The following is a 22,642-nucleotide window of genomic DNA, read 5'->3' as shown; positions in this document are numbered from 1 at the left end:
CCCGCGGCGCGGCCTGCGGGTGCACGAGTGTGCGGGTGATCAGCGCTGGTTCCCGAAGTGGGGAACCAGCGCTGTGTGGTTGTCGGTGTTACGGCAGGGCGACGAAGCGTGCGAGGAACGAGCGGGCCGAGGGGGTGTCCAGGCGGTACACGACGTTGGTCGCGTAGCACGGGGCGTCGCCGGTGATGGTGGTCGCCACGAGGGTGTGCTTGCCGTCGATCGTGGCGAAGTTCGGACCGCCCGAGTCGCCGTAGCACGCGCCGCCGTTGCCCTGCGCCTCGATCATCGACAGCCGCAGCCAGGTGTTGTTGAGCGCGTTGAAGCCCAGCGGGGCCTTCATCCGCACGCCGCCGCCGGGGTGGGTGTGGCCGCCGGGGCCGTTCTGGGCTTCTTCCGTGCCGTAGCCGACGACGGTGAAGTCGGTGGCGTCGAGTGCCCTCGGACCCATCGTGTCGAGCTTGCCGGCGGTCGGGAGGGTGGCGGGCTTGAAGGTCCAGCGCGACGCCATCTGCTTGGCGGGCACCTCGACCACCGCGATGTCGTGGGAATCGGCGGCGTTGCCCGGGTAGGCCGGGTCGCCGTGGGCCACGCCCTGCACGCCGACCGACGCCGCCTTCTGCGCCGGGGTTCCCGTCGCGGTGTCGAGCGCGGACTGGACGTCTTGGAGCAGTGATACGTAGAACTTGACGTTCGACGGCCAACCGTCGACGCAGTGCGCCGCGGTGAGGAACGTGTCGGCGTCGACCATCGTGCCGCTGCACACCCAGTCGACGCGGTCCGGCGTGGCGGGGTTGTCGTCGTTGTCCCAGGTCGCGACCAGGGCGCCGACCTCGGTGCGCTCCGGGGCGGGTACGGCGTTGTAGGTGTTGATCGCGGAAGCGGGCAGGGCGGTCACGGTGGCCAGGGCGACCACTGCCGCGGCCACGGTTGCTGTGCGCATGTGCACTCCTTGCTCCGAGCGGCGTAGATCCGGAATTCAACCGCTTCGAGCGCCCGGATGACACCGGACCGCGGTGGTTCACAGATGCCAGGGAACGCGGGGTCCGATGACCGCCCGGTTCCCGGGTCGGCGGTGTCCCGCCAGGCCGCGGTCGCACTACGCTTCCCGCTGCGGCACCCGAGGCAGTGGAGGAGCGAGCGCGGTGATCAGGATCGATGCCCACCACCACCTCTGGTACCTCTCCGCCCGGCCGCAGGAATGGCTCGACGACCCGGCCCTGGAGCCGATCCGACGTGACTTCGGGCCGGCGGACCTGCGCGCGGTGACCGAACGGGCCGGGGTGGACGCCACCGTCCTGGTCCAGGTGCTCCCCGATGTCGACGAGACGGCGGAGTTCCTGGTGCTGGCCGAGGAGTCCGGGCTCGTCGCGGGCGTCGTGGGGTGGGTGGACCTCACCGCTCCGGACGTCGCCGAGCAGCTGGACCGGCTGCGCCGCGGGCCGGGCGGCGACCGGCTCGTGGGCGTGCGGCACCTGGTGCAGTCCGAGACCGACCCGGGGTGGCTGGTGCGTCCCGACGTGCTGGCCGGGTTGCGGGCGGTGCGCGATGCCGGGCTCGTCTACGACCTGCTGACCCGGCCGCACCAGCTGACGGCGGCGCTGGAGGCCGTGCGTGCGGTGCCGGACCTGGTGTTCGTGCTGGACCACCTGTCCAAACCGGACATCGCCGGTCGCGTGCTCCGGCCCTGGGCGGACCGCCTGGCGGTGTTGGCGGCCGAACCGAACGTGGTGGCCAAGGTGTCCGGTCTCGTCACGGAGGCGGACTGGGCGCGGTGGACCGCGGCCGACCTGCGGCCGTACGTCGAGGTCGCGCTGGAGGCGTTCGGTCCCGACCGGCTCATGGTCGGCTCCGACTGGCCGGTCTGCCTGCTGGCCGCCGACTACGAACGGGTGTTCGCCACCGCCGCGGAACTCCTCGACGGGTGTTCCGCGGGGGAACGGGACCGGATCTTCGGCGGCACGGCAGCCCGCGTGTACCGGTTGGGCAACGGCCGATAGCCGTGCCGGCGTCGGCGGGCCTCAGGAAGTGCGGCGGGATGCCTTCGCGCTTCGGGTCGCGCCGGGGGTGTTCCGGTGCGCCAGCAGGTCGTCGACGCCGAGGAGGAACGTCTCGCAGACCGGGTCCGGGTCGGAGAGGCAGCCGGCCGCCATCGCGCCGTCCCGGAGCATCACGAAGTGCCTGGCCGCCGGCTCGGGTTCGGCACACCCGGTCTGCGCCACCAGTTCCGTGACGGTCCGCAGGAACCACTGACGGTGGCCGACGACGGCCTGGTGCGCCGGGTGGTCGGGGTCGGGGTATTCCGCCGCGGCGTTGAGGAACGCGCAGCCGCGGAACCCGGACGACCGGATGCCGTCGGCGATCGAGCGGGCGACCGCGCGGACGGCGTCGTCCGGGGCGAGGTCCGTGGTCCGGGCGGCCTCGACCTGGGTGCGGATCACCCGGTCGGCCTCGCTCAGGTAGGCGACCACGAGTTCGTCCTTGCTCGGGAAGTGCCGGTAGAGCGTGGCGCGGGTCACGGACGCCTCGGAGACGATCCGGTCGATGCCCACGGAGTGCAGCCCTTCCGAGTAGAACAGGCGGCTCGCCGTGGCCAGCAGCCGGGATCGCGCTTCGGACACGCTCGTCACCTCCCGTTTCGTGGGGTCGAGCCTAGCGGGGAGAACGTTCGGTGTCGTCCGGCGGAGGTGTCGGTGATAGATAGAACGTTCGGTCTTGACATGAGGTCGTGCGGCGAGGCAGGCTGCGAGGTGTAACGAACGTTCTACTCACTTGCGGTGTGGTGGCGGAGGAAGCCGCGACCGCCCGCCCTCCGAGAGGATCACCGTGACCACCGTCGCCCCGTCCACCACCGACCGCATCGCGGCCGCGCTGCGCAGGCTGTACTTCGTGCGCTTCGGCTTCGCCGTCGCCTGGGCCGCGCTGCTGTTCGTCACCAAGTCGGACCTCGGGCCGGCGACCATCGCGCTGCTCGTCCTCTACCCGCTGTTCGACGTGGGCGCGGCCGTCGTGGACGCCAGGTCCGCTCGCGCCACCGGACCGGTTCGCGGGTTGTACGTGAACGTCGCGATCAGCCTGCTCGCCGCGGTCGGCATCGCCCTCGCCGGCGCCTCCGGCGTACCCGCCGTCCTGCGCGTGTGGGGTGCCTGGGCGATCGTGTCGGGCCTCGTCCAGCTGATCGTGGGCGTCGGGCGGCGTGAGCTGGGCGGGCAGTGGCCGATGATCCTCAGCGGGGGCATCTCGGTGCTGGCCGGTGCGTCGTTCATCGCGATGGCGTCGGCGGCGAACTCGTCGCTCGCGAGCATCGCGGGCTACGCGACCGTGGGCGGCATCTTCTTCCTCGTCTCGGCCCTGCGCCTCGGCCGTGCCGCCGAGAACCGCGGCTGACCCGGAGACCGGAACGAGCCGCTCGTGGGGCACGGCCGGCGGTTCGAGCGTTACCGCGCCTCGGTCTGAGCGGCGGGTCTGCCCGCTCGGCGGAGGCGACGGGCGTAAGGTCCGCGCATGGCCGTCGGTGGGAGCAGGAGGGTACGTGCGGCGCGCAAGCGGAAGCGCCGGATGGAGCGCGTCGAGCACGACCTCTCCCCGGAGGAGTGGACCGCGCTCAAGGCCGCCTGGGGTGGGTGCGCCTACTGCGGGGCTACCGGCGTGCCCCTCCAGAAGGACTGCGTGCAGGCGCTGTCGCGCGGCGGGCGGTACACGCTGGACAACATCGTGCCGGCGTGCGGATCCTGCAACGCGAGCAAGTGCAACACCGAGGTGACCGGCTGGCTGCGGCGCAAGCGGCTGGACGAGCGGGCGTTCCTGCTCCGGCACGTGGAGGTCAACGCCGAACTGGCGGCGCGGTTCGCGGGCTCGCCGGGCACCACCTCCGACGTGTCCGCGACCTGACCCCGGGAGCCGGTGCGTTCGTGGGATGAGGGCTGATCGACCACAGAGGACTGTCCGATGTGGTCGAGGGGAGCTGGTGGGTGGTCAGCTGACCAGGCCGCGACGGTACGCGTAGACGACGGCTTGGACGCGGTCGCGCAGGCCGAGCTTGGCGAGGATGCGTGACACGAACGTCTTCACGGTCTCCGGGCTGAGCACCAGCCGGGCGGCGATCTCGGCGTTGGACAGGCCGTCCGCGATGAGGTGCAGGACCTCCAGCTCGCGCGGCGTGAGCGGGGTGTCGTGCGGGGTGGGCGTCGCGGGCCGGATGCGGGTGGCGAACCTGCCGACCAGCTCACGCGTCACGTCCGGGTCGAGCAGCGCCGCGCCCGACGCCACCGTCCGGATCCCGTGCAGCAGCCGGTCCGGTGGCGCGTCCTTGAGCAGGAACCCGCTCGCTCCGGCCCGTAGCGCCTCGTACACGTACTCGTCCAGGTTGAACGTGGTCACCACGAGCACCTTCACCGGCCGCGCCACCTCGGCGCCCGCGAGCAGCCGGGTGGCGGCGATGCCGTCGAGCACCGGCATGCGGACGTCCATCACCACGACGTCCGGTTCCAGTCGGCGCCCGAGGTCGACCGCTGCCTGCCCGTCACCGCAGTCCCCGACCACTTCGAGGTCCGGCTGGGCGTCGATGATCGTGACGAGGCCCGTGCGGACGAGCACCTGGTCGTCGCAGACGAGGACCCGGATCACGACCGGTGCTCCGCGGGGATGCGGGCGCGCACGTGGAAGCCGCCGTCGGCGCGCTCGACCGCGCTGAAGTCGCCGCCCAGCACGCCGACCCGTTCGCGCAGACCGGCCAGGCCGCGTCCGCTGCCGCCGGGGGAGTCGGTCGGCACGGTGGCGGGGTCCGTGCTGACCTCCACGGTGGTCTCCCGTTCGCCGTGGTGGACCCGGACGTCGGTGCGGCTGCCGCGGGCGTGCTTGAGGGCGTTGGTCAGGGCCTCCTGCACGACCCGGTACGCCACCGGTCCCGCGCTGCCGCCCGGCTCCGCCGTGCCGTTCTCGGTGAACTCGACCGGTTGGCCGGCGCGGCGGGTCCGCTCCACGAGCGTGCGCAGACCGCCGGCGGACGGCGTGCCGTGGTCGGGGTTGAGCACGTCGAGCAGGTGCCGGAGGTCGGTGAGCGCCTGCCGCCCGGTGTCGGTGACGGCGGTGAGCGACTCGTCGAGCCGCTCCGGTTTCGCGGTCAGGTACCGGGCGGCCTCGGCCTGCACGACCATCGCCGTCACGTGGTGCGTCACGACGTCGTGCAGCTCGCGGGCGATGCGGGTGCGCTCGGCGGTGCGGGTGTCCTCGGCGACCCGGCGCCGCCGCTCGGCCTCCGCGGCCCTGGTGGCGCGCAGCCACGCCCCGAGGGCCCACAGCAGCACCAGCGCCAGGTAGAACGTCACGAACCCGGTCAACGGCTCTCCGCCGCCCAGCAACGGGAACAGCGACGCGAGCACCACGTAAACCATGGAGAACGCGACCGCGACAAGCCGCCGCCCCCGCTCCAACCGTGCCGCCGTGGTGAACAACACGATCGCGAGCGCCGCCCCCGCGAACGTGTGGTAGCCGCGCAGCTGGTCGACCGCGAAACCCAGCGATACCAGGGTGAAGGACGCGACCGGCCACCGGCGGCACGTGGCGAGCGGAACGGATTGCAGGGCGATGGCGACGATGGCCAGTGCGTCGAACGGACGGTCCGGCACACCACCGAACCGCGTGCCCTGCGCGTGGAGCGCGGGCAGGAGCGACCCCGCGAAGAGCGCCAATCCGGTCAGGGGATAGGTCAGGGGGTACCAGAGCGTGTGCCGGCGCCAGAGCTCCGGGACCCGCCGAACTCCGATCACCGGGCCGAGCTTAGCGCCAGCCGTCCGGGGTCCGGTGTGCGATCGACGGCGTAGCTTGAAAAGCTTGAAAAGCTTGAAAGCGTCCTCGCCGGACGGGCAGATCAGCAGGATGACCCCAACTGCCTCCGTCATGCCCTGTTGCGTTGTGGGTCCGGGTTTCGTGTCATCCCACCGACCTCCCTCCGGGCTACCACACGCGTCAAGGGCGGCGCGCGGTCCCAGTGAAGTTGTAGGCAGAGGTGGACGCGCCGCCCTTGACACGTGCGGTAGGGCAAAGCCAGGTCGGCGGGATGACACGAAGCCCTCCTTTGGGAAGAAGGACGTGCCAGTGGCACGGCGCGGGGGTCGCCGGCGGGCGCGGGGTCGAGCGGGTCTGGGGCGTGTGCGGCTGCGATGCACTTCGACTTTCTCAAGGTAGGGGTTCGTGTCATCCCGCCGACCTGGCGTAGCCCTACCGCACGTGTCAAGAGGGCTGGTTCACCTTTGCCTGCGGCGTCAACTGTGGGCGCCCTCTTGACGCGTGTGGTAGCCCGGAGGGAGGTCGGTGGGATGACACGAAGCCCGGGACCACGCTGGGTCGGGAGATCCAGGGGTAGTTGGGGTCATCCTGCTGATCTGCCCGTCCGGCGAGGACGCTTTTAATCTTTTGATCTTTTAAAGCCCCAACCCGAACCCCAACCATGAGGGCGGAGGGCGAGGGTGGGCGTGGGGGGCGGCGGCGCGGTTGGGGTTGGGTGGGTTCGTCGTGAAGTTCGTTGCCCCGCGCCGGCCTGATTCCCTATCCTGCGCGGGACATGGGGTTTTCCTCCTGTCATCACACTTCGACTGGGGGACCCTTTGCGTACTTCCCGTGGCGTTGGAGCCTGCGTCGCCGCGCTGCTCGTGGCGTCGACACTGGTAGCCACTGCGCCTGCCGCAGTGGCCGCGGAGCCGCCCGCGGCGCCGTACACGGCCTTGTCGGTGCACTTCGCGGGCTTCGGGTACATCGACGGGAACTTCTCGTACGAGAGATCCCGGAGCACGGTGAACGTCTACCAGCAGAACGCCAACGGGTACGCGTTGTCGATGATGGCGTCCACCACCGGCCATCACCACAACCTCAACGTGTCCCCGCCCAACGGGACGCGGTTCGAGGCGGGCCGGGCGTACCCGGCGAAGACCGGCTTCTACACGTCGGACTCGGTGACCATCTTCAACATCGGTGGTGACGGCCAGGGATGTGAGGGCGCGGCGGCGACGTCGGGCACGCTCAACGTCCACGAGGCGGTCTACGACGAGAGCAACGGTCAGTTCACCGCGTTCGCGGCCGACTACTCGATGCAGTGCGACGGCACCCGCCAGGTCGCCAAGGGCGAGATCCGGTTCCAGTCCAGCATCGGCTACCAGGCCACCGACAGCCGGGACTACCGCCTGCAGTTCGGGCGGCAGCCGGCGGAGCAGCAGGGCACTCCGATGGAGGTCCCGGTCGAGGTGAACGGCACCCTGCCGACGACCTTCGGCGCGGCGTCGCTGTCGGGCGCGAACCCCGACGCGTTCCGGATCACCGGGAACACCTGTACGGGCAACACCCTGTCCTACGGGCAGAAGTGCGCCCTGACCGTCACGCCCACGGCCACCGCGTTCGGCGAGCAGACGGCGGTGCTGACGCTGCTGGAGGACTCCGTCGCGGGCAGCGTCAGGCGCCTGCTGTCGCTGGAGGGCTACGACGCGCGCACCGACGAGGGCACCTACTACCCGCTCGCGCCCACCCGCGTGCTGGACACCCGCTCCGGTCTCGGCGCGCCCGCGATCCGGGTCGGCCCGGGTCAGGCGCTGCGCCTGCAGCTGAGCGGCCGGGGCGGTGTGCCGGCCGAGGCGTCGACCGTCGTGCTCAACGTGACCGTCACCGAACCGGTCGGCTCGGGCCACATCTCCGTCTACCCCACCGGCGTGCCGCGACCGACCGTCTCCTCGCTGAACTACACGCCCGGCTGGACCGGTGCCAACTCGGTCACGGTGAAGGTGGGCGCGGACGGCGCGGTCAACCTCTACAACCACGGTGCGCCCGTCCACCTCGTCGCCGACGTCAACGGCTACTACTCCAAGGGTCGCCAGGGGTACACGGGCGGGCAGTACCAGGCGCTGGCCAGGCCGGTGCGCCTGGCCGACACCCGTGAGCGGGGCATCGGCCGGATGCCGGCGGGCTACTACATCAACGTGACCGCGAACTGGGACGCCACGATCAACCCGAAGATCCGGGCGTTCGCGGTCAACATCACCGCCACCGAGCCGAAGGCCGCGGGCTTCCTCACCGCGTGGAACGGCTCCGAGTACAGCCGGCCCGACACGTCCGCGCTGAACTACGCGGCCAACACCACCGTGACGAACTTCGCGGTGGTGCCCAGCATGGGCTGCTGGGACTGCGGCAGCGGGTCGGGCCTGCCGTCCATCGGCGTCTACACCAGTCAGGACACCCACGTCATCGTGGACATCGTCGGGTTCTACGACGACGCCTCGCTGCCGGGTGGGCTGCGCTTCGAACCCGTCGTGCCCAACCGGATCGCCGACACCCGCGCGGGTCAGGGCTGGCCGTCCGCGCTCGGCCCGGCCACCACCGCGACGATCATCGCGCCCGACTCCCTCGTCCACGACCAGACCTGGGCGCTGGCGACCAACGTCACCGCCGTCGAGCCGACCGCGTCCACCTACCTGACCGTGTGGCCCGCGGGCTACACCGGGGTGACCCGCCCCAACACGTCCAACCTCAACCCGGCCGCCGGGACGGTCGTGCCCAACGCCGTGCAGACCATGATCGGCCCCGATTACGGTTTCCACGTCTACAACAACGCGGGCCGCAGCCACGTCCTGGTGGACGTGGTAGGCACCTTCTACGACGCCTCGCCGTCGTCGGGCTCGGCCGAGCCCTCTTCCCGCTCCTCGGTGGACACGTCCGACCGGGCCCGGGTGGCACCTCTGCCGACCCCGGAGGCGCAACCGCTGAGCCGTCCCCGCCCCGCGTAGTTCTCCGGCTGACGGGGCCGGTCACCCCCGGCCCCGTCAGCCGTCCGCGATCTGGCGCACCGGCCGAGGGGGCATCGGCCGGGGGTCACCGGCGATCGGCCGCCGCGTCGGCGTAGCGGCGGGCCAGGTGTGCGAAGGCGTCCTTGAGCTCGGTCGGCCCGACCACCTCGATGTCGGCGTCGAACCGGCCGATGGCGGCGGCCAGTCCCGGCCAGGACCACGAGCCCAGGACGAGCCGGCAGCGGTCCGGGCCGAGTTCCTCGACCACCCCCTCGTGGAGGAACGGTGACACCTCGGCGGCCGGGAGGTCGAGGATCACCTCGCCGCGGCAGGGCAGGCCGCCGGAGAACCTCGTGGCGATGAAGGTGGCCACGTCCCCACCGGGCAGGTCACGCGGCGTGAAGCGGGGACCGGTGGGCGTGCGCGGCGTGATCCGGTCGGCGCGGAACGTGCGCCAGTCGTCGCGGTCGAGGTCCCAGGCGACGAGGTACCAGCGACCGCCCCGGGTGACGAGGTGGTGGGGCTCCGCCCGGCGCGGTGCGGCCGTGCCGTCGTCGGTCGCGGTGGCGTAGTCGAAGCGCAGCACCTCGCGGGCGTGGACGGCGCCGCTGATCGCCACCAGCACGGCACCGTCGAGCGGCGCGGCGCGTTCGACGGCGGTGACCTGGACCGTGTCGATGCGGTGGCGCAGCCGTGCGGGCATGACCTGCCGGACGGTGTGCAGCGCTCGCGCCGCGGCCTCCTCGATGCCCGCGCCGCTGGTGGTCGCGATCCGGAGCGCCACGGCCAGGGCGACGGCCTGCTCGTCGTCGAACAGCAGCGGCGGCAGCTCCGTGCCCGCGCCGAGCCGGTAGCCGCCGTCCGGCCCCTTCGTGGTCACGATGGGGTAGCCCAGCTCGCGCAGGCGGTCGACGTCGCGGCGGACCGTGCGCGGGCTGACCTCCAGTCGGTCGGCGAGCAGCGTCCCCGGCCAGTCCCGGCGTGCCTGCAGCAGCGACAGCAGTGCGAGCAGTCGGGCTGAGGTCTTCGGCATGGCAGGCAGTCTGCCCGAAGAAGAGGACACAACCTGGCCGCTTCCCCTGCGACGGTGGGTCTCACATCAGAACCACGTCCGAGGAGCGACCTTGTCCGTCACGACCACAACCCACCTGAACTTCCGCGGCGACGCACGTGCGGCGCTGGAGTTCTACCAGTCCGTGTTCGGCGGCGACCTCGCCGTCGTCACGTACTCCGACGCCGGCAGCGTCGGGGAGGAGTCCGAGGCCGACCTGGTGATGTGGGGCCAGGTGCGCGCCGGGAACGGCTTCCACGTCATGGCCTACGACGTGCCGTCGCGCCTGGGCTACGACCAGGGCGAGAACTCGTTCTTCGTCTCCGTGCGCGGCGACACCGTCGAGGAGGTCACCGGCTACTGGGCGAAGCTCTCCGCCGACTCGACCGTCGTGGTCCCCCTGGGCCCGGCAGGCTGGGCTCCCGCCTACGGCATGCTGCGGGACCGCTTCGGCGTCGTCTGGGTCGTCGACGTCGTCGGCGACTACAACGGCTGATCGCCTCCCGGGACGAACACCGGGGCGAACCGCCCGTCCGGCCGAGTCCCGGACAGCACAGCGCCCCGCTCGGCCCGCCACGGCGGAGCGGGGCTCTGGATCTCCGGGCGAGAAGATCGTCGTGCCGGCTGTCGGCCACTCCTCGACCACGTCCTCACACCAGGTGCAGTCGATGTCCGGCGATGTTGTCAGGAGGGTGGCCGGCCTACCCACTCGGCGAGGTGGACCGCTGTCGCCCTGGCCGTTTCCGCCGCTTCGTCGGCCGCGTCCATCGCCTCGGACGCCGCCGTCACGGCGGCCTGTGCCCGCTCGGCGGCGTCGCCGGCGCGCTGCGCCGCGGCGTAGGCGACCTCAGCCGGGTCATCGGCCCCGGCTTGCTGTGCCGCGTCGGCTGTCTCCCGCGCGAGCGCTGCGGCGGTCCGTGCTTGGGCTCCCGCGTGGAAGGCGTTCTCCAGCACGGCTTCCGCGGCCTCGACGTGCGCCATGTCGTCCAGTGCCGCCGTTGCCTGTTCTCGGAGCGTCCGCACGTGCGATTCACGCACCACGATCTCGATGCCGTCACCGATCCTCAGGAACGCCACCTTGTCCAGGCTGCCGCGAAGGTCGATCGACACGTTGTCGTCCAGTTCCAAGCCCAGGCTCCGCACGACTGCCGAAGGGATGTGCTGACGAATCCGCAGGTCCACCTCCACGCCATCTGCGGCGAAGAGGCCGTCCGATACCGGCCAGGCGGCGGGGACGTTCATGTCGCACAACTACGGCACTTGCTGGAGATGAGCGCCGCCGACAACATCACCTTCCAGATCGTGCCGTTCACCGCCGGGCTGCACCTGGGACACTCATCGCCGTACTCCCTGCTGGAGTTCGGAGTCGAGGACCCGCCGATGTTCCACCAGGAGCACGCGGCGGACGCGACGCTGAGCGACAACCCTGCCAACGTGCGCAGGTGGAAGTACATCTTCGGTGAGCTGGTGAAGATGGCGCTGCCCGTCGACGGCAGTCGGCGGCTCGTCGAGACGATCTTGAAGGAGTAGGGGATGGAAGCTGTGCTGGCGACGTCGACCTGGCGGAAGTCGTCGCGATCGACGCCGGACAACAACTGCGTCGAAGTGGCCCGACCCGCCGCCGCACGTAACATCGTCGGGCTGCGGGACTCCAAGAACCCGGAGGCGGGACACATCACCGTGTCGGCCACCGCGTTCGCCGCGTTCCTGGGTGACGTCGTGCGCTGACCCGCGCCGCCGACGCACGACACCCCGGTGTTCGGGTATCGACTTCGAGAACTCTGTCGGTGAATCCGCTCCGTCGCCGTTGGACGGCGGGGCGGAGCGCTGTGAGCCGGCGGCTCAGATGTCGCGGAACGTGCCGATCTCCGCGCCGAGCTGGTTGAGCCGGTCGGCGAGCTGTTCGTAGCCGCGGTTGATGACGTAGACGTTGCGCAGCACCGAGGTTCCCTTCGCGGCGAGCATCGCCAGCAGCACGACGACCGCCGGGCGCAGTGCGGGCGGGCAGATCACCTCCGCGCCGGACCAGTGGGTAGGACCCTCGACGTAGACGCGGTGCGGGTCGAGGAGGGTGACCTTGGCGCCCAGCTTGGTCAGCTCGGTCAGGTACAGCGCCCGGTTCTCGTACACCCAGTCGTGGATCAGCGTCGAACCCTGCGCGGTGGCCGCGATGAGGGCGAAGAACGGCAGGTTGTCGATGTTCAGGCCGGGGAACGGCATCGGGTGGATCTTGTCGATCGGCGCGCGCAGCGTCGACGGCCGCACGGTGAGGTCGACCAGCCTGGTCCGCTCGTTGGCGGCGGCGTACTCGGCGGTGCGGTCGTAGTCCAGGCCCATCTCCTCCAGCAGCGCGAGCTCGATCTCCAGGAACTCGATGGGCACCCGCCGGACGGTGATCTCCGAGGACGTGACGATCGCGGCCGAGATCAGGCTCATGGCCTCGATCGGGTCCTCGGAGGGGGAGTAGTCGATGTCCCGGTCGATCCGGTCGACGCCGTGCACGGTGAGGGTCGTGGTGCCGACACCCTCGATGCGCACGCCCAGCTCGCCGAGGAAGAAGCACAGGTCCTGCACCATGTAGTTGGGGCTGGCGTTGCGGATGACGGTGACGCCGTCCCGGCGGGCCGCGGCCATCAGCGCGTTCTCCGTGACGGTGTCGCCGCGTTCGGTCAGCACGATCGGGCGCTGTGGCCGCACCGCGCGATCCACCTCGGCCCGGTACCTGCCGGCCGCGGCCTTGACCTCCAGGCCGAACGGCCGCAGCGCCGCCATGTGCGGCTCCACCGTGCGCGTGCCCAACGCGCACCCGCCCGCGTAGGGCAGCTCGAAGCTGTCCTGGTGGTGGATCAGCGGCCCCAGCATCATGATGATGCTCCGCGTGCGCCGGGCGGCCTCGACGTCGATGGCGGCCAGGTCCAGCTTCTTCGGCGGCACCACCTCCAGGTCGTTGTCGTCGTTGAGCCACCGCGTGCGCACGCCGATGCTGTCGAGCACTTCGAGGATGCGGTTGACCTCTTCGATGCGGGCGACCTTGCGCAGGGTGGTGCGCCCCGCGTTGAGCAGCGAGGCGCACAGCAGCGCCACCCCGGCGTTCTTGCTCGTCTTGACGCTGATGGAGCCGGACAGCGTCCGGCCGCCCGTGACGCGCAGGTGCGTCGGCGCCGCCTGCCCGAGCGAGACGATGCCGGAGTCCAGGGCTTCGCTGATCCGCGACAGCATCTCCATGCTGAGGTTCTGGTTGCCGTGCTCGATCCGGTTGATCGCGCTCTGGCTGGTCGACACGGCGGTCGCCAGCTGCGCCTGGGTCCAGCCCCGGTGCCTGCGCGAGTCGCGGATGAGGTTGCCGATCTGGGTCAGGTAGGGCTTGGCGCCGTCGCGATCGTGGGTCACGGCGGACAGGTTATCTCATATGTGAGATATGGCTGCCTCTGGCGGATCGGGCAGGCGGCGCTTGGGCGGTAGCTGAACTCACCAGGCGGGAGAAGTGGTGGCGCCGGAGATTTCTTCGAAGTTCTTCGGCCCGCGATGTCGATCCGGGCCCGCGCCGTTCGACTGAAAGGTGAGACGACACGATCGAGACCCTGGAGACGACGATGAGGGCAGGACGACGCGAGTGGTTGGGGCTGGCGGTGCTGGCGCTGCCGACACTGCTGTTGGCGCTGGACATGAGCGTGCTGCACCTGGCAGTCCCGCACCTGGCCGCCGACCTGCGGCCGAGCAGCACCCAACTGCTGTGGATCATCGACATCTACGGGTTCATGATCGCCGGTTTCCTGGTCACGATGGGCACGCTGGGTGACCGGATCGGTCGGCGGAAGCTGTTGATGGTCGGCGGTGCGGCGTTCGGCGTGGCGTCGATCGTGGCGGCGTTCAGCAGCAGCCCGGAGATGCTGATCGCGGCACGGGCGCTGCTCGGGGTGGCCGGTGCGACGCTGATGCCGTCCACGCTGGCGCTGATCAGCAACATGTTCACCGACGCCAGGCAGCGCGGTACCGCGATCGCGGTGTGGATGAGCTGCTTCATGGGCGGCATGGTGATCGGGCCGGTGGTGGGTGGCGTGCTGCTGGAGCACTTCCGGTGGGGCTCGGTGTTCCTGATGGCCGTGCCGGTCATGGTCCTGCTGCTGGTCACCGCGCCGAAGCTGCTCCCGGAGTACCGCGACACCGCCGCCGGCCGGCTCGACCTGGCCAGCGTGGCGCTGTCGCTCGGCGCGATCCTGCCGATCGTCTACGCCCTGAAGGAGACCGCCAAGGACGGCGTGTCGACGGTCAACGTGGTGACGCTCGCCGCGGGCCTGGCGGTCGGCGTGGTGTTCGTCCGCCGTCAGCGCGGCCTGGCCGACCCGATGCTGGACCTGAAGCTGTTCCGGGTGCGGGCGTTCAGCGCGGCGGTGGCCATCATGCTCGTCGGCGCGCTCACCATGGGCGGGGTGTTCCTGCTGGTCAGCCAGTACCTGCAGCTGGTCGCCGGGCTGACCGCCGTGCAGGCCGGGCTCTGGCTGGTGCCGCAGGCCGGTGCCGTGGTGGTCGGGTCGCTGATCGCGCCGAGGCTGGCGCGGCGCTACCGGCCGGAGTTCGTGCTCGGTTTCGGGATGCTGGTCGCGGCGGCCGGGATCCTGCTGTTCACGCAGGCCACGGGCGCCGGCGGGGTGGCGTTCGTGGTGGCGGGCATGTCGATCGCCGGTTTCGGGATGGGGCCGCAGGGCGTGCTGTGCACCGAGATGGTGGTGAGCTCCGTGCCGCCGCAGAAGGCCGGTGCCGCGTCGGCCATGTCGGAGACCAGCGCCGAGTTCGGCATCGCCATGGGGATCGCGGTGTTCGGCAGCGTCGGCACGGCCGTCTACCGCGACGAGGTCGTCGTTCCCGCGGGGGTTCCCGCCGAGGCTGCCGCTCAGGCGACGGACAGCATGGTGGGTGCCCTGCAGGCGGCGGGCACCCTGCCCGCTCCGCTGGCGGACGGTCTGGTGGCCACCGCGCGGGACGCCTTCACGTCCGGGCTGCACACCGTCGCCGGTGTCGGTGCCGCGATCGTCGTGGTGTTCGCGGTGGTCGGCATGTTCGCGCTGCGCCGATCCCAGCCGGTGGCCGCCGACGAATCGGCTCCCGTGCTGCAGGACAGCTGAACGCGGGTGGACGGCCACGTCGAGGTCCGAGCTGTGTCGTCCGCATCGCCCTGGTCGGGGACCCGCGGTCGACGGTCACGGAGCGAGCGTGACCGCGACCAGCTCCGCCCAGTCCGCGGTCGCGCCCTCCCGCGCCGCCTGGGCGAACCGCGCGTCGCCGAGGTGGCGGCGCACTGCCTGCTCGATCCGGGCACTGTCCGGTTGCGAGCAGTCCGGCAGACCACGCGCGGAGGTGCTCGCCGCGAGCAGCCGTGCGGCCTGTTCGTACTGGTCACGGCGCAGCGCCAGGTCCGCGATGCCGACGAGCACCTGCGCCGTCATGGAGGGGACGCCTCCCTCGGTCGCCGCCTGGAAAGCCGCGACGCGGTGTTCACGGGCTTCGTCGAGGTCCTCGGCGAGGTAACCGCGCAGGTCTTCGATCACCCCGCGCATGTTCGCCCGCTCGGCTTCGTCGCGCAGCATCGCCGTCGCGACGTCGAGCTGTCGACGTGCCTGCTCCGCGTCACCGCTCCAGCGGGCGAGCTCCGCCTTCGCCAGGGCCAGCTCGGCGAGCGCGTTCGGCCAGGCGACCTGTTCGGCGTACCGCTGTGCCTCGGCCATCGCCGCCGCGCTCGACTCCTCGTCGCCCGCCAGCCAGTGCAGCTGGGCCTGCCGCGACCGCATCGGCACCACGTCGTCGATGGCGCCGACCTCGGTGACCACCGAGATCGCCTGCTCGTAGTACTCGCAGGCGGCGGCGAACCCGCCGCGCGTGGCAAACCGGTTGGCCAGCTCGGTCAGGGCGAACGACGTGCCCCACCGCTCACCGATCGCGCGGAACTCGGCGAGCGCCTGTTCGAGCTGCGCGTCCGCCTCCCGGACGTCGTCGCCGAGCAGGATCGCCATCTTGCCGAGCTGCAGCCTGGCCAGCGCGCGGACCCACGGATCGCCGTCCGCGAGCAGCGGCCCGAACGCGAGCACGTACGCGTCCGGCTCCTGCAACATGCGCTCCAGCGCGACGACGAGCCCGACCGTCGGGTGCAGGCCCGGGACGCGCGAGTGGATCTCGGACACCTTGCGGATCCACTCCGCCGCCCGGTGCTGGTCGCTGCCCCGCCCGGCGGTCACGAACCCGGTGACGAACGCGTACACGGTCGCCCGGACCGCGTCGCTCACCTCGCCGGTCAGGGCGGTGGCGGCCAGGATCAGCTCGCTGCCCTCGGCCTTGTGCCCGGCGAGCCACCAGTACCAGCCCGCCGCCGCCGCGAGCCGCATCGCGCCCTGCGCCTCGCCCGCCGCGAGCGCACCGCGCATGGCGGCGGCGATGTTGTCGTGCTCGGCTTCGAGCCCGGCGAGCCAGTCCAGCTGCTCGGCGCGGCGCAGGTGCGGGTCCGCGGTCTCGGCGAGTCCGGTGAAGTGCGCGAGGTGCGCGTGGCGTGCCGCGTCCGACTCACCGGCCTCCGCCAGCCGTTGGGCGGCGTACTCCTTGATGGTGCCGAGCATCCGGTAGCGCGCGTCGCCCTGGGTGACCACCAGCGACTTCTCGGTCAACGAGGTCAGCAGCTCCAGCACCTCCCGGGCCTCGACCCCGGCACCCGAGCAGACCCGTTCCGCCGCTTCCAGGCTCGCGCCGCCGGAGAACACCGAGAGCCTGCGCAGGACCACCCGTTCCGCGTCGGTGAGCAGTTCCCAACTCCAGTCGATCACCGCGCGCAGCGTCCGGTGCCGGGGGAGCGCGGTGCGGCTGCCGCCGGTCAGCAGGCGGAACCGGTCGTCGAGTCGGGTGGCGAGCTGGTCGAGGGACATGGTGCGCAACCGGGCCGCGGCGAGCTCGATCGCCAGCGGCATCCCGTCCAGCGCCCGGCAGATGCGCGCCATGGTCGACAACGCGTCGGCGTCGACCGCGAAGTCCTCGCGCACCGCACCCGCCCGGTCCAGCAGCAGCCGCACGGCAGGCGAGGACTCGATCCCGGCCGGGTCGGCGTCCTCCGCGGGCAGGACCAGCGGCGCGGCCCGCCACAGCGCCTCACCGGTGATGCCGAGCGGTTCCCGGCTCGTCGCGAGGATCCGCAGGTGACGGCACTCGCCGAGGACCCGGTGGGCGAACGCCGCCGCGGACTCGATCACGTGCTCGCAGTTGTCCAGGACCAGCACCATCGACCGCTCGCGGAGCGCGGCGACGACCCGGTCGGTCGGCTCCACGTCCGGCGCGTCGGCCAGCAGCCCGTCCCGCAGGCCGAGCCCGGTGAGCGTCGCCTGCGCCACGTCGCCGTCCGCGCCGATGGCCGCCAGTTCCACCAGCCAGGCACCGTCCGGCAGGTCGCGGAGCAGCGCGTGCGCGGTTTCGGTGGCCAGCCGGGTCTTGCCCGAGCCGCCCGGCCCGATCACGGTGGTGAGCCGGTGTTCGGCGACGAGCGCGCGGACCGCGGCGACGTCGGCGGCCTTGCCGACGAAGCTGGTCAGCTCGGCGCGCAGGTTGGTCGTCCGCTTCTCCTCGCGCCGTCCCAGCTCGCCCCGCAGCAGCGCGACGTGCAGCGCGGACAGTTCGGCCGAGGGGTCGACGCCCAGCTCGTCGGCCAGCGCTTCCCGCGTGCGCTGGTAGACGAGCACCGCCTCGGTGTCGCGACCGGTCGCCACGAGGGCCCGCATCAGCGCGGCGACCAGGCGTTCCCGCAGGGGGTGCGCCGCCACCAGGTCGGTCAGCTCCGTGACCAGCTCCGCACCGCGTCCGCGACCGATCTCCGCGTCGAACCGGTCCTCCATGGCGGTCAGCCGCAGGCCCTGGAGCCGGGTGACCGCCGCGTCGAACGCACCGCTGTCCGGCAGCCCGACGTCCTGCATGGCCGTGCCGCGCCACAACGCGAGGGCCTCGCCCAGCAGCCTCGGGTCCTCGTCGTCACGTGCCCGGGCGACGAGCCGCTCGAACCGCACGGCGTCCACCGCGTCGGGCTCGACCTTCAACCGGTAGCCGTCCGTCTGCCCTTCGACCACCCCGTCCGGCAGTGCCTTGCGCAGCCGGGAAACCAGGCGCTGCAACGCGTTCGTCGCGTCGGAGGGCGGCCGTTCACCCCAGATCCAGTCGACCAGCGTCGCCTTGGGCACGACCCGGCCCGGTTCGAGGGCGAGTGCGATCAGGAGCGCGCGCAACCGGGCACCCGGCACGTCGGCGTGGCCACCGTCGTCCGTGCGAACCTCGAACGGCCCCAGCACCCCGATCTGCACGCGGCCGATTCTGTCACGGGTGATCGGCGAGGTAGCTCCGGGTGAGGGCGCGTCCGCGTGGCCTTCCGGTCACGTTGCGGCGCGAGGGGTGGGGCCGGGTGGCTCCGGCCCCACCCGCGCATCAGGCGCGCTGCCACTCCTGGCCTTGCCAAGCCGGGTCGAGAGGGGTGTGCGCGATGTGGTTGGTGTAGTTGGACAACGTCTTCATCCCCACGCCGAGGATCACGTCCAGCACGTCGCGGCGGGTGTGGCCGGCGGCCAGGAAGGCCTCGACCTCCTGCTCGTCCACCCAACCCCGGTCGGCGACGACCCGCTCGGTGAGCTTGCGGACGGCTTCCAGCGCCTCGTCGGCTACCGGCTTGCCCGCGCGCAGCGCCCGCACGACCTCCTCGTCGACGCCCGCCTTGAGCGCGACCGTGGAGTGCGCGGCCACGCAGTACTCGCAGCCGTTGAGGACGCTCGTGGTGATCAGCACGACCTGCTTCGCCTTGGCGGGCAGCGAAGACTTGGTGAACTGCTCGGCCAGGGCGTTGTAACCGGCCAGCAGCTGCGGCGACTCGGCCATCACGCCGTTGAGGCTGGTGACGAAACCCATCCGGGCACGGCCGGCCTCCAGGTGGGGGCGTGCCTCCTCGGGCGCGGTGTTCTCGTCGTGAACGGTGAACTGCACCATGTCAGCGGATCTCCTCGGGTCGGGTCGCCAGCGATGCGAGCACGGCCGTGACGGTCTCGTCGAGCGCTTCGGGGCTCGCCCCCGCGCGGGAGCGCAGGTTCACCCCGTAGGCGAGCAGGGCGAGCACGTCGGCCGAGGTCGCGGGGACGATGTCGGGCCGCAGCCCGCCGGTGGCACGGGCGCGTTCCAGCGCCGCGCACATCGCCGCCCGCAACCGGTCGTGGTGGTCTTGCAGGACCGAACGGATGTCCGGGTCGTCCTGCTCGGGGCCCGCGTGGGCGTTGGTGACCAGGCAGCCCCACCGGGCGTGCTCCCCGGAACAGCGGGCCCGGATCAGCGCGCGGAAGAAGTCCGCGATCGCGGGCAGGCCGCGGTCGTCCTCGGCGAGCCGGCGGAACACCGGACCCGAGCGGCGGTCGGCGTAACGGCGCAACGCCGCGACGTACAGCTCCCGCTTGCCGCCGAACGTCGCGTACAGGCTGGACCGGTTCACGCCCGTCGCCGACACGATGTCCCGCACGCCGGTCGACGTCACGCCCCGCCGCCAGAACAGCTCCTCCGCCGAGTCGAGCACCGCCTCGGGGTCGAAGTGCTTGACGTCCGGCATGTCCGCCTCGCCATCTTGGAATGGTCGTTCCAAGTTAGCCCGTGATCGGGTCCGGCCGCAACCGGCACGTCAGGCGTCCGGCTTGTGGCGGTGGTAGTAGCGGGCGACCCGGGCGCGGTTGCCGCAGCGCGTCGGCGAGCACCAGCGCCGGCGCGGGTGTGCCGGCAGGAAGACCAGCACGCAGTCGTCGGCCTCGCACTGCCGGAGGGTGCCGATCGACGGGTCGGTGAGCAGGTCGGCGGCGGCTTCGGCCAGGTGGGCGGCCAGGCGGGTGCCGAGGCGGCCGGTGCGCCGGGGTGTCGCGGTGACGGTGCTGCCGTCCCAGTCCAGTACGCGCACGGCCGGTGCCGCGCGTTGCGCCTCGGTCAGGCCGCGCAGGGCGGTGCGGGGCGGTCGGGACCCGTGCAGCACCGCGTGGACGGCCGCGTCGACGTGCTCCCGCACCGCGTGCACGGGGGCGAGGTCGGCCGCCGTGGGGGTGGCGCCCGCGGCTTCCGCCTGGAGGTCGGGCTCCAGGGCCAGCCAGGCGGCCAGTCGACGCGGGGTGGCGAGCAGGTCGGCGCGGCCGTCCCCGGTCGACGGGCGGGTGTTGACCAGGTCGAGGGCGAGGTGCTCGCCGGTGAGCGGGTCGGTCATGCGGCTAATGCTATCTCACCGGGTTGACCCATTAGTCGAATCCGGCTATACCTAATGCGTCATCAAGCGCAGGAGGCATGTGACATGGTCGCTCGGATCGCGCACCGGCACGTCGACGTCGACGGGGTGGAGGTCTTCTACCGGGAGTCGCTGCCGGACCGGCCCGACGCGCCGGTCTTGCTGCTGCTGCACGGTTTCCCGTCCGCCTCGCACCAGTTCCGCCGGCTCATCGACGCCCTCGGCACGCGTTACCGGCTCGTCGCGCCCGACTACCCCGGCTTCGGGCACACCCGTGCACCCGACGGGTTCACCTACTCGTTCGACCGCCTCGCCGACGTCGTCGAGGGCTTCGTGGCACGCCTGGGGCTGGACCGCTACGCGCTGTACCTGTTCGACTTCGGCGCGCCGGTCGGCTTCCGGCTGGCGCTGCGCCACCCCGACCGGGTCACGGGGTTGGTCGTGCAGAACGGCAACGCCTACGCCGAAGGGCTGTCGGACGCGGCACGGGAGTTCATCGCGCTCACGCCCGATACCCCCGGCGGTGAGCGGACGATCCTGGACCTGTTCACGCTCGACGCGACCCGTGGCCAGTACGAGGGTGGCACCGCCGATCCGGCGCTGGTCGCGCCCGAGGGGTGGCTGCTCGACCAGTTCTTCCTCGACCAGCCGGGTCGTCGGCAGGCGCAGCTGGCGTTGGCCTACGACTACCACCGCAACGTCGCGGCCTACCCGCGGTGGCAGGCGTGGTTGCGCGAGCACCGGCCGCCGACGTTGATCGCCTGGGGCGTCAACGACCCGTTCTTCACCGAGGCGGGCGCCCGCGCGTACCTGCGCGACGTGCCGGACGCCGCGCTCCACCTGTTCGACACGGGCCACTTCGCGCTGGAGGACCGGCTGCCCGAGATCGCGCCGCTGATCGCCGACTTCCTCGGCTGACGGCGCCTGTCACCCGACCCGGCGGAAGTTCCCCGGCCCGGTGTGTCGATCCGAGGGCCCTCCCATTCGTCGTACGAGTATGACGAACGCCATGAGCAAGCCGATCTCGACGCAGAACCTCGACCGGTACGGGTCCGCGGCGCTGCCGTGGAGCCGTCCCCGTGACGTCCTCGTCGCCGACACACCAGGGGTCGACCTGACGTTCTTCGTCGCGACCGCGCGGCCGGACGGGCGGCCGCACTCGGCGGGCGTCGGTGCCATCTGGGTGGACGACGTGCTGTACTTCGTCAGTGGGCCGGGCACCCGGAAGTCGCGCAACCTGGCCGTCAACCCCGCGTGCAGCATCTCGGTGCGGCTGCGCGGCATCGATCTGGTGCTGGAGGGCGAGGCCCGCCGCACCACCGAACCCGCCGTGCTGGAGCGGGTGGCGTCGATCTACCGGCAGGGCGGCTGGCCCGCCACCGTGCAGAACGACGCGCTGACGGCGCCCTACAGCGCACCCAGTGCCGGCCCGGCACCCTGGCACGTGTACCGCCTCACCCTGCACAGCGCCGTCGGTGTGGCCACCGCCGAACCGCACGGCGCCACTCGGTGGACGTTCGCGCGCTGAAGGTTCCGGTGGGTAGTCCGTTCGGGTGTACACCTGCGGGACGCGCGCCGAGCAGGGGGAGGGAGAGTCCACACTGCCGGTGTGAGCGGCAACGAGCTGTCCGGGAACGTGCACGGACCGGTCGTCCAGGCGCGTGACGTGCAGGGCGGCGTGCACGTCCACGGGAACGCCGCCCCGCGACTCGAGCCGATTGCGCTGTACTACCCGTACATCAACGTCCGCAGCGACACCTGGCTCAAGTACGCGGCGCTGTACTGGTGGAAGATGGCCAGGCTGAGGCCGACCGGGTACCCGACGCGCCGCCCGCGGGAGGCGGCGCCACTGCTCGACGAGTGGCTGATCGACGCGTCGCCGGTCGGTCGACCGGCTCGCCGAGGTGTTGCTGCGGGAGCACCGCGCCGCTCCCGCGCCGCCCGGCGACCCGGTCGGCCGGTTCGTGGTCGCGGCGTTCGAGACCGTGGTGCCGGCGAACCTGGACGCGGTGTCGTTCGAGAAGATCATCGAGGTGCGCGAGCGGTACCGGCGAGAGCTCGGCGCGTTCCGCGACTACGTCACCGGCCAGGTCCAGGAACTCGCGCGGCTGAACGACGTCCGTGACGTCAACGTCTTCCAGGCCCACCTTCGATCACGACGTGGAGCGGACGGTGGAGGACAAGTTGGACGACCTGCGGGACCGGCTGCGGGAGCTGGGGTTGGAGGCCGACCGGGCTGGCGGTGGTGAAGGCGCAGGCCGGTGTCGAGGGCCCCGTGGCCGGTTCGGATCCGACCGGCGCGCTCGCCGCTCGGGTGGTCGACGTGGGCGAGCGGCGCAGGGTGATCCGTGAGTCGCCGGTCGGCTACCTGTTCCACGTCGGTGAGCAGTTGTCCGCCGCGGCGCTGGCCGACCGGGTGTCCCAGGCGATGACCTGAGCGTTCACCGCCGCACGGTGGCGGTGGCGTGGCCGTCCGGGTGCCAAGACCAGAAGTCCTTGTACCGCAAGGTGAAGGACTCAAGTCCCGCGTGGTTGTCCCTCCCCTTGTCCATCCCGGACGGTCGAGGC

Annotated in this window: 22 protein-coding genes and 1 pseudogene; 12 read left to right on the top strand and 11 right to left on the bottom strand. The window is 71.7% G+C overall.

The window, feature by feature from the left end; genetic code table 11:
* Positions 1-88: 88 nt before the first annotated feature.
* Positions 89-940, bottom strand: a complete 852-nt coding sequence (locus B0I31_RS32235) for a trypsin-like serine protease (protein WP_106619169.1) — start codon at positions 938-940, stop codon at positions 89-91.
* 205 nt (positions 941-1,145) lie between these two features.
* Between B0I31_RS32235 and B0I31_RS32230 the strand changes: the two genes are divergently transcribed.
* Positions 1,146-1,997, top strand: a complete 852-nt coding sequence (locus B0I31_RS32230) for an amidohydrolase family protein (RefSeq protein ID WP_245950598.1) — start codon at positions 1,146-1,148, stop codon at positions 1,995-1,997.
* A gap of 21 nt (positions 1,998-2,018) precedes the next feature.
* Here B0I31_RS32230 and B0I31_RS32225 read toward each other — a convergent pair whose 3' ends face one another.
* The gene (locus tag B0I31_RS32225) at positions 2,019-2,618 is read right to left on the bottom strand and encodes a TetR/AcrR family transcriptional regulator (RefSeq protein ID WP_106619222.1); all 600 of its coding nucleotides are present in this window, start codon (positions 2,616-2,618) and stop codon (positions 2,019-2,021) included.
* A 205-nt stretch (positions 2,619-2,823) separates the two neighbouring features.
* Between B0I31_RS32225 and B0I31_RS32220 the strand changes: the two genes are divergently transcribed.
* Together B0I31_RS32220 and B0I31_RS32215 are read left to right on the top strand one after the other, a co-directional pair.
* A complete protein-coding gene (locus tag B0I31_RS32220) occupies positions 2,824-3,384 on the top strand; it encodes a hypothetical protein (protein WP_106619167.1) in 561 nt (186 codons plus the stop codon).
* A gap of 117 nt (positions 3,385-3,501) precedes the next feature.
* Positions 3,502-3,888 carry an HNH endonuclease gene (locus B0I31_RS32215; protein ID WP_219910896.1) on the top strand — a complete coding sequence of 129 codons (387 nt, stop codon included), beginning with the start codon at positions 3,502-3,504 and terminating at the stop codon, positions 3,886-3,888.
* An 84-nt stretch (positions 3,889-3,972) separates the two neighbouring features.
* Here B0I31_RS32215 and B0I31_RS32210 read toward each other — a convergent pair whose 3' ends face one another.
* Both B0I31_RS32210 and B0I31_RS32205 read right to left on the bottom strand, forming a co-directional pair.
* Entirely contained in the window at positions 3,973-4,623 is a 651-nt protein-coding gene (locus B0I31_RS32210; RefSeq protein WP_106619165.1) for a response regulator, read from the bottom strand.
* A complete protein-coding gene (locus B0I31_RS32205) occupies positions 4,620-5,765 on the bottom strand; it encodes a sensor histidine kinase (RefSeq protein ID WP_106619164.1) in 1,146 nt (381 codons plus the stop codon). The genes B0I31_RS32210 and B0I31_RS32205 overlap by 4 nt, the downstream gene beginning before the upstream one ends.
* Before the next feature lie 918 nt (positions 5,766-6,683).
* On the opposite strand from B0I31_RS32205, the gene B0I31_RS32200 reads away from it, so the two are divergent.
* A complete protein-coding gene (locus B0I31_RS32200; RefSeq protein ID WP_106619163.1) occupies positions 6,684-8,765 on the top strand; it encodes a hypothetical protein in 2,082 nt (693 codons plus the stop codon).
* An 85-nt stretch (positions 8,766-8,850) separates the two neighbouring features.
* Here B0I31_RS32200 and B0I31_RS32195 read toward each other — a convergent pair whose 3' ends face one another.
* Positions 8,851-9,798: a helix-turn-helix transcriptional regulator gene (locus B0I31_RS32195; protein WP_106619162.1), complete on the bottom strand. Its 948-nt coding sequence runs from the start codon at positions 9,796-9,798 to the stop codon at positions 8,851-8,853.
* Between the two features lie 91 nt (positions 9,799-9,889).
* On the opposite strand from B0I31_RS32195, the gene B0I31_RS32190 reads away from it, so the two are divergent.
* Positions 9,890-10,312: a VOC family protein gene (locus B0I31_RS32190; RefSeq protein WP_106619161.1), complete on the top strand. Its 423-nt coding sequence runs from the start codon at positions 9,890-9,892 to the stop codon at positions 10,310-10,312.
* A 188-nt stretch (positions 10,313-10,500) separates the two neighbouring features.
* Here the strand turns inward: B0I31_RS32190 and B0I31_RS32185 are convergent, their stop codons facing one another.
* Positions 10,501-11,058 (bottom strand): hypothetical protein, encoded by a 558-nt coding sequence (locus B0I31_RS32185; RefSeq protein ID WP_106619160.1) that lies wholly within the window; start codon positions 11,056-11,058, stop codon positions 10,501-10,503.
* Here B0I31_RS32185 and B0I31_RS32180 point away from each other — a divergent pair.
* Together B0I31_RS32180 and B0I31_RS32175 are read left to right on the top strand one after the other, a co-directional pair.
* Positions 10,975-11,346, top strand: a complete 372-nt coding sequence (locus tag B0I31_RS32180) for a DUF5753 domain-containing protein (protein WP_219910895.1) — start codon at positions 10,975-10,977, stop codon at positions 11,344-11,346. The two genes, B0I31_RS32185 and B0I31_RS32180, sit on opposite strands and share 84 nt — an antisense overlap.
* A gap of 3 nt (positions 11,347-11,349) precedes the next feature.
* Positions 11,350-11,544 (top strand): DUF397 domain-containing protein, encoded by a 195-nt coding sequence (locus tag B0I31_RS32175; RefSeq protein ID WP_106619158.1) that lies wholly within the window; start codon positions 11,350-11,352, stop codon positions 11,542-11,544.
* 114 nt (positions 11,545-11,658) lie between these two features.
* Here the strand turns inward: B0I31_RS32175 and B0I31_RS32170 are convergent, their stop codons facing one another.
* Complete coding sequence (locus B0I31_RS32170) at positions 11,659-13,206, bottom strand: helix-turn-helix domain-containing protein (protein ID WP_106619157.1); 1,548 nt, start codon at positions 13,204-13,206, stop codon at positions 11,659-11,661.
* Between the two features lie 203 nt (positions 13,207-13,409).
* Here B0I31_RS32170 and B0I31_RS32165 point away from each other — a divergent pair, with 203 nt between their 5' ends.
* Positions 13,410-14,939, top strand: a complete 1,530-nt coding sequence (locus tag B0I31_RS32165) for an MFS transporter (protein WP_106619156.1) — start codon at positions 13,410-13,412, stop codon at positions 14,937-14,939.
* 75 nt (positions 14,940-15,014) lie between these two features.
* Here the strand turns inward: B0I31_RS32165 and B0I31_RS32160 are convergent, their stop codons facing one another.
* The 4 genes from B0I31_RS32160 to B0I31_RS32145 form a co-directional block, all read right to left on the bottom strand.
* The gene (locus B0I31_RS32160) at positions 15,015-18,140 is read right to left on the bottom strand and encodes an ATP-binding protein (RefSeq protein WP_106619155.1); all 3,126 of its coding nucleotides are present in this window, start codon (positions 18,138-18,140) and stop codon (positions 15,015-15,017) included.
* A gap of 121 nt (positions 18,141-18,261) precedes the next feature.
* On the bottom strand, positions 18,262-18,813 hold the full coding sequence (locus B0I31_RS32155) for a carboxymuconolactone decarboxylase family protein (RefSeq protein ID WP_106619154.1): 552 nt from the start codon (positions 18,811-18,813) through the stop codon (positions 18,262-18,264).
* 1 nt (position 18,814) lies between these two features.
* Positions 18,815-19,420 carry a TetR/AcrR family transcriptional regulator gene (locus B0I31_RS32150; RefSeq protein ID WP_106619153.1) on the bottom strand — a complete coding sequence of 202 codons (606 nt, stop codon included), beginning with the start codon at positions 19,418-19,420 and terminating at the stop codon, positions 18,815-18,817.
* Between the two features lie 69 nt (positions 19,421-19,489).
* Positions 19,490-20,056 (bottom strand): CGNR zinc finger domain-containing protein, encoded by a 567-nt coding sequence (locus B0I31_RS32145; RefSeq protein WP_106619152.1) that lies wholly within the window; start codon positions 20,054-20,056, stop codon positions 19,490-19,492.
* Between the two features lie 84 nt (positions 20,057-20,140).
* On the opposite strand from B0I31_RS32145, the gene B0I31_RS32140 reads away from it, so the two are divergent.
* The 4 genes and pseudogenes from B0I31_RS32140 to B0I31_RS32125 all read left to right on the top strand — a co-directional run bounded on the left by B0I31_RS32140 (position 20,141) and on the right by B0I31_RS32125 (position 22,511).
* Positions 20,141-20,992 carry an alpha/beta fold hydrolase gene (locus tag B0I31_RS32140; RefSeq protein WP_106619151.1) on the top strand — a complete coding sequence of 284 codons (852 nt, stop codon included), beginning with the start codon at positions 20,141-20,143 and terminating at the stop codon, positions 20,990-20,992.
* 91 nt (positions 20,993-21,083) lie between these two features.
* Entirely contained in the window at positions 21,084-21,602 is a 519-nt protein-coding gene (locus B0I31_RS32135) for a pyridoxamine 5'-phosphate oxidase family protein (RefSeq protein ID WP_106619221.1), read from the top strand.
* A 370-nt stretch (positions 21,603-21,972) separates the two neighbouring features.
* Positions 21,973-22,323, top strand: a pseudogene (locus B0I31_RS32130) (DUF6236 family protein); the annotation flags it as partial.
* Positions 22,320-22,511 (top strand): hypothetical protein, encoded by a 192-nt coding sequence (locus B0I31_RS32125; RefSeq protein WP_146174030.1) that lies wholly within the window; start codon positions 22,320-22,322, stop codon positions 22,509-22,511. The pseudogene B0I31_RS32130 and the gene B0I31_RS32125, both read left to right, overlap by 4 nt.
* The last annotated feature ends 131 nt before the right edge of the window (positions 22,512-22,642 follow it).

Origin of the sequence: Saccharothrix carnea (assembly GCF_003014735.1) — a bacterium.
In the GTDB taxonomy this organism is placed as follows: domain Bacteria; phylum Actinomycetota; class Actinomycetes; order Mycobacteriales; family Pseudonocardiaceae; genus Actinosynnema; species Actinosynnema carneum.
This window is presented reverse-complemented; position numbering and strand designations above follow the sequence as displayed.

Excerpts from the sequence above, each read along its gene's own strand:
- B0I31_RS32145 (WP_106619152.1), bottom strand. The coding sequence starts at position 20,056 with ATGACCGACCCGCTCACCGGCGAGCACCTCGCCCTCGACCTGGTCAAC.
- B0I31_RS32165 (WP_106619156.1), top strand. The coding sequence starts at position 13,410 with ATGAGGGCAGGACGACGCGAGTGGTTGGGGCTGGCGGTGCTGGCGCTG.
- B0I31_RS32185 (WP_106619160.1), bottom strand. The coding sequence starts at position 11,058 with ATGAACGTCCCCGCCGCCTGGCCGGTATCGGACGGCCTCTTCGCCGCA.
- B0I31_RS32195 (WP_106619162.1), bottom strand. The coding sequence starts at position 9,798 with ATGCCGAAGACCTCAGCCCGACTGCTCGCACTGCTGTCGCTGCTGCAG.
- B0I31_RS32175 (WP_106619158.1), top strand. The coding sequence starts at position 11,350 with ATGGAAGCTGTGCTGGCGACGTCGACCTGGCGGAAGTCGTCGCGATCG.
- B0I31_RS32235 (WP_106619169.1), bottom strand. The coding sequence starts at position 940 with ATGCGCACAGCAACCGTGGCCGCGGCAGTGGTCGCCCTGGCCACCGTG.
- B0I31_RS32155 (WP_106619154.1), bottom strand. The coding sequence starts at position 18,813 with ATGGTGCAGTTCACCGTTCACGACGAGAACACCGCGCCCGAGGAGGCA.
- B0I31_RS32215 (WP_219910896.1), top strand. The coding sequence starts at position 3,502 with ATGGCCGTCGGTGGGAGCAGGAGGGTACGTGCGGCGCGCAAGCGGAAG.
- B0I31_RS32135 (WP_106619221.1), top strand. The coding sequence starts at position 21,084 with ATGAGCAAGCCGATCTCGACGCAGAACCTCGACCGGTACGGGTCCGCG.
- B0I31_RS32140 (WP_106619151.1), top strand. The coding sequence starts at position 20,141 with ATGGTCGCTCGGATCGCGCACCGGCACGTCGACGTCGACGGGGTGGAG.
- B0I31_RS32150 (WP_106619153.1), bottom strand. The coding sequence starts at position 19,420 with ATGCCGGACGTCAAGCACTTCGACCCCGAGGCGGTGCTCGACTCGGCG.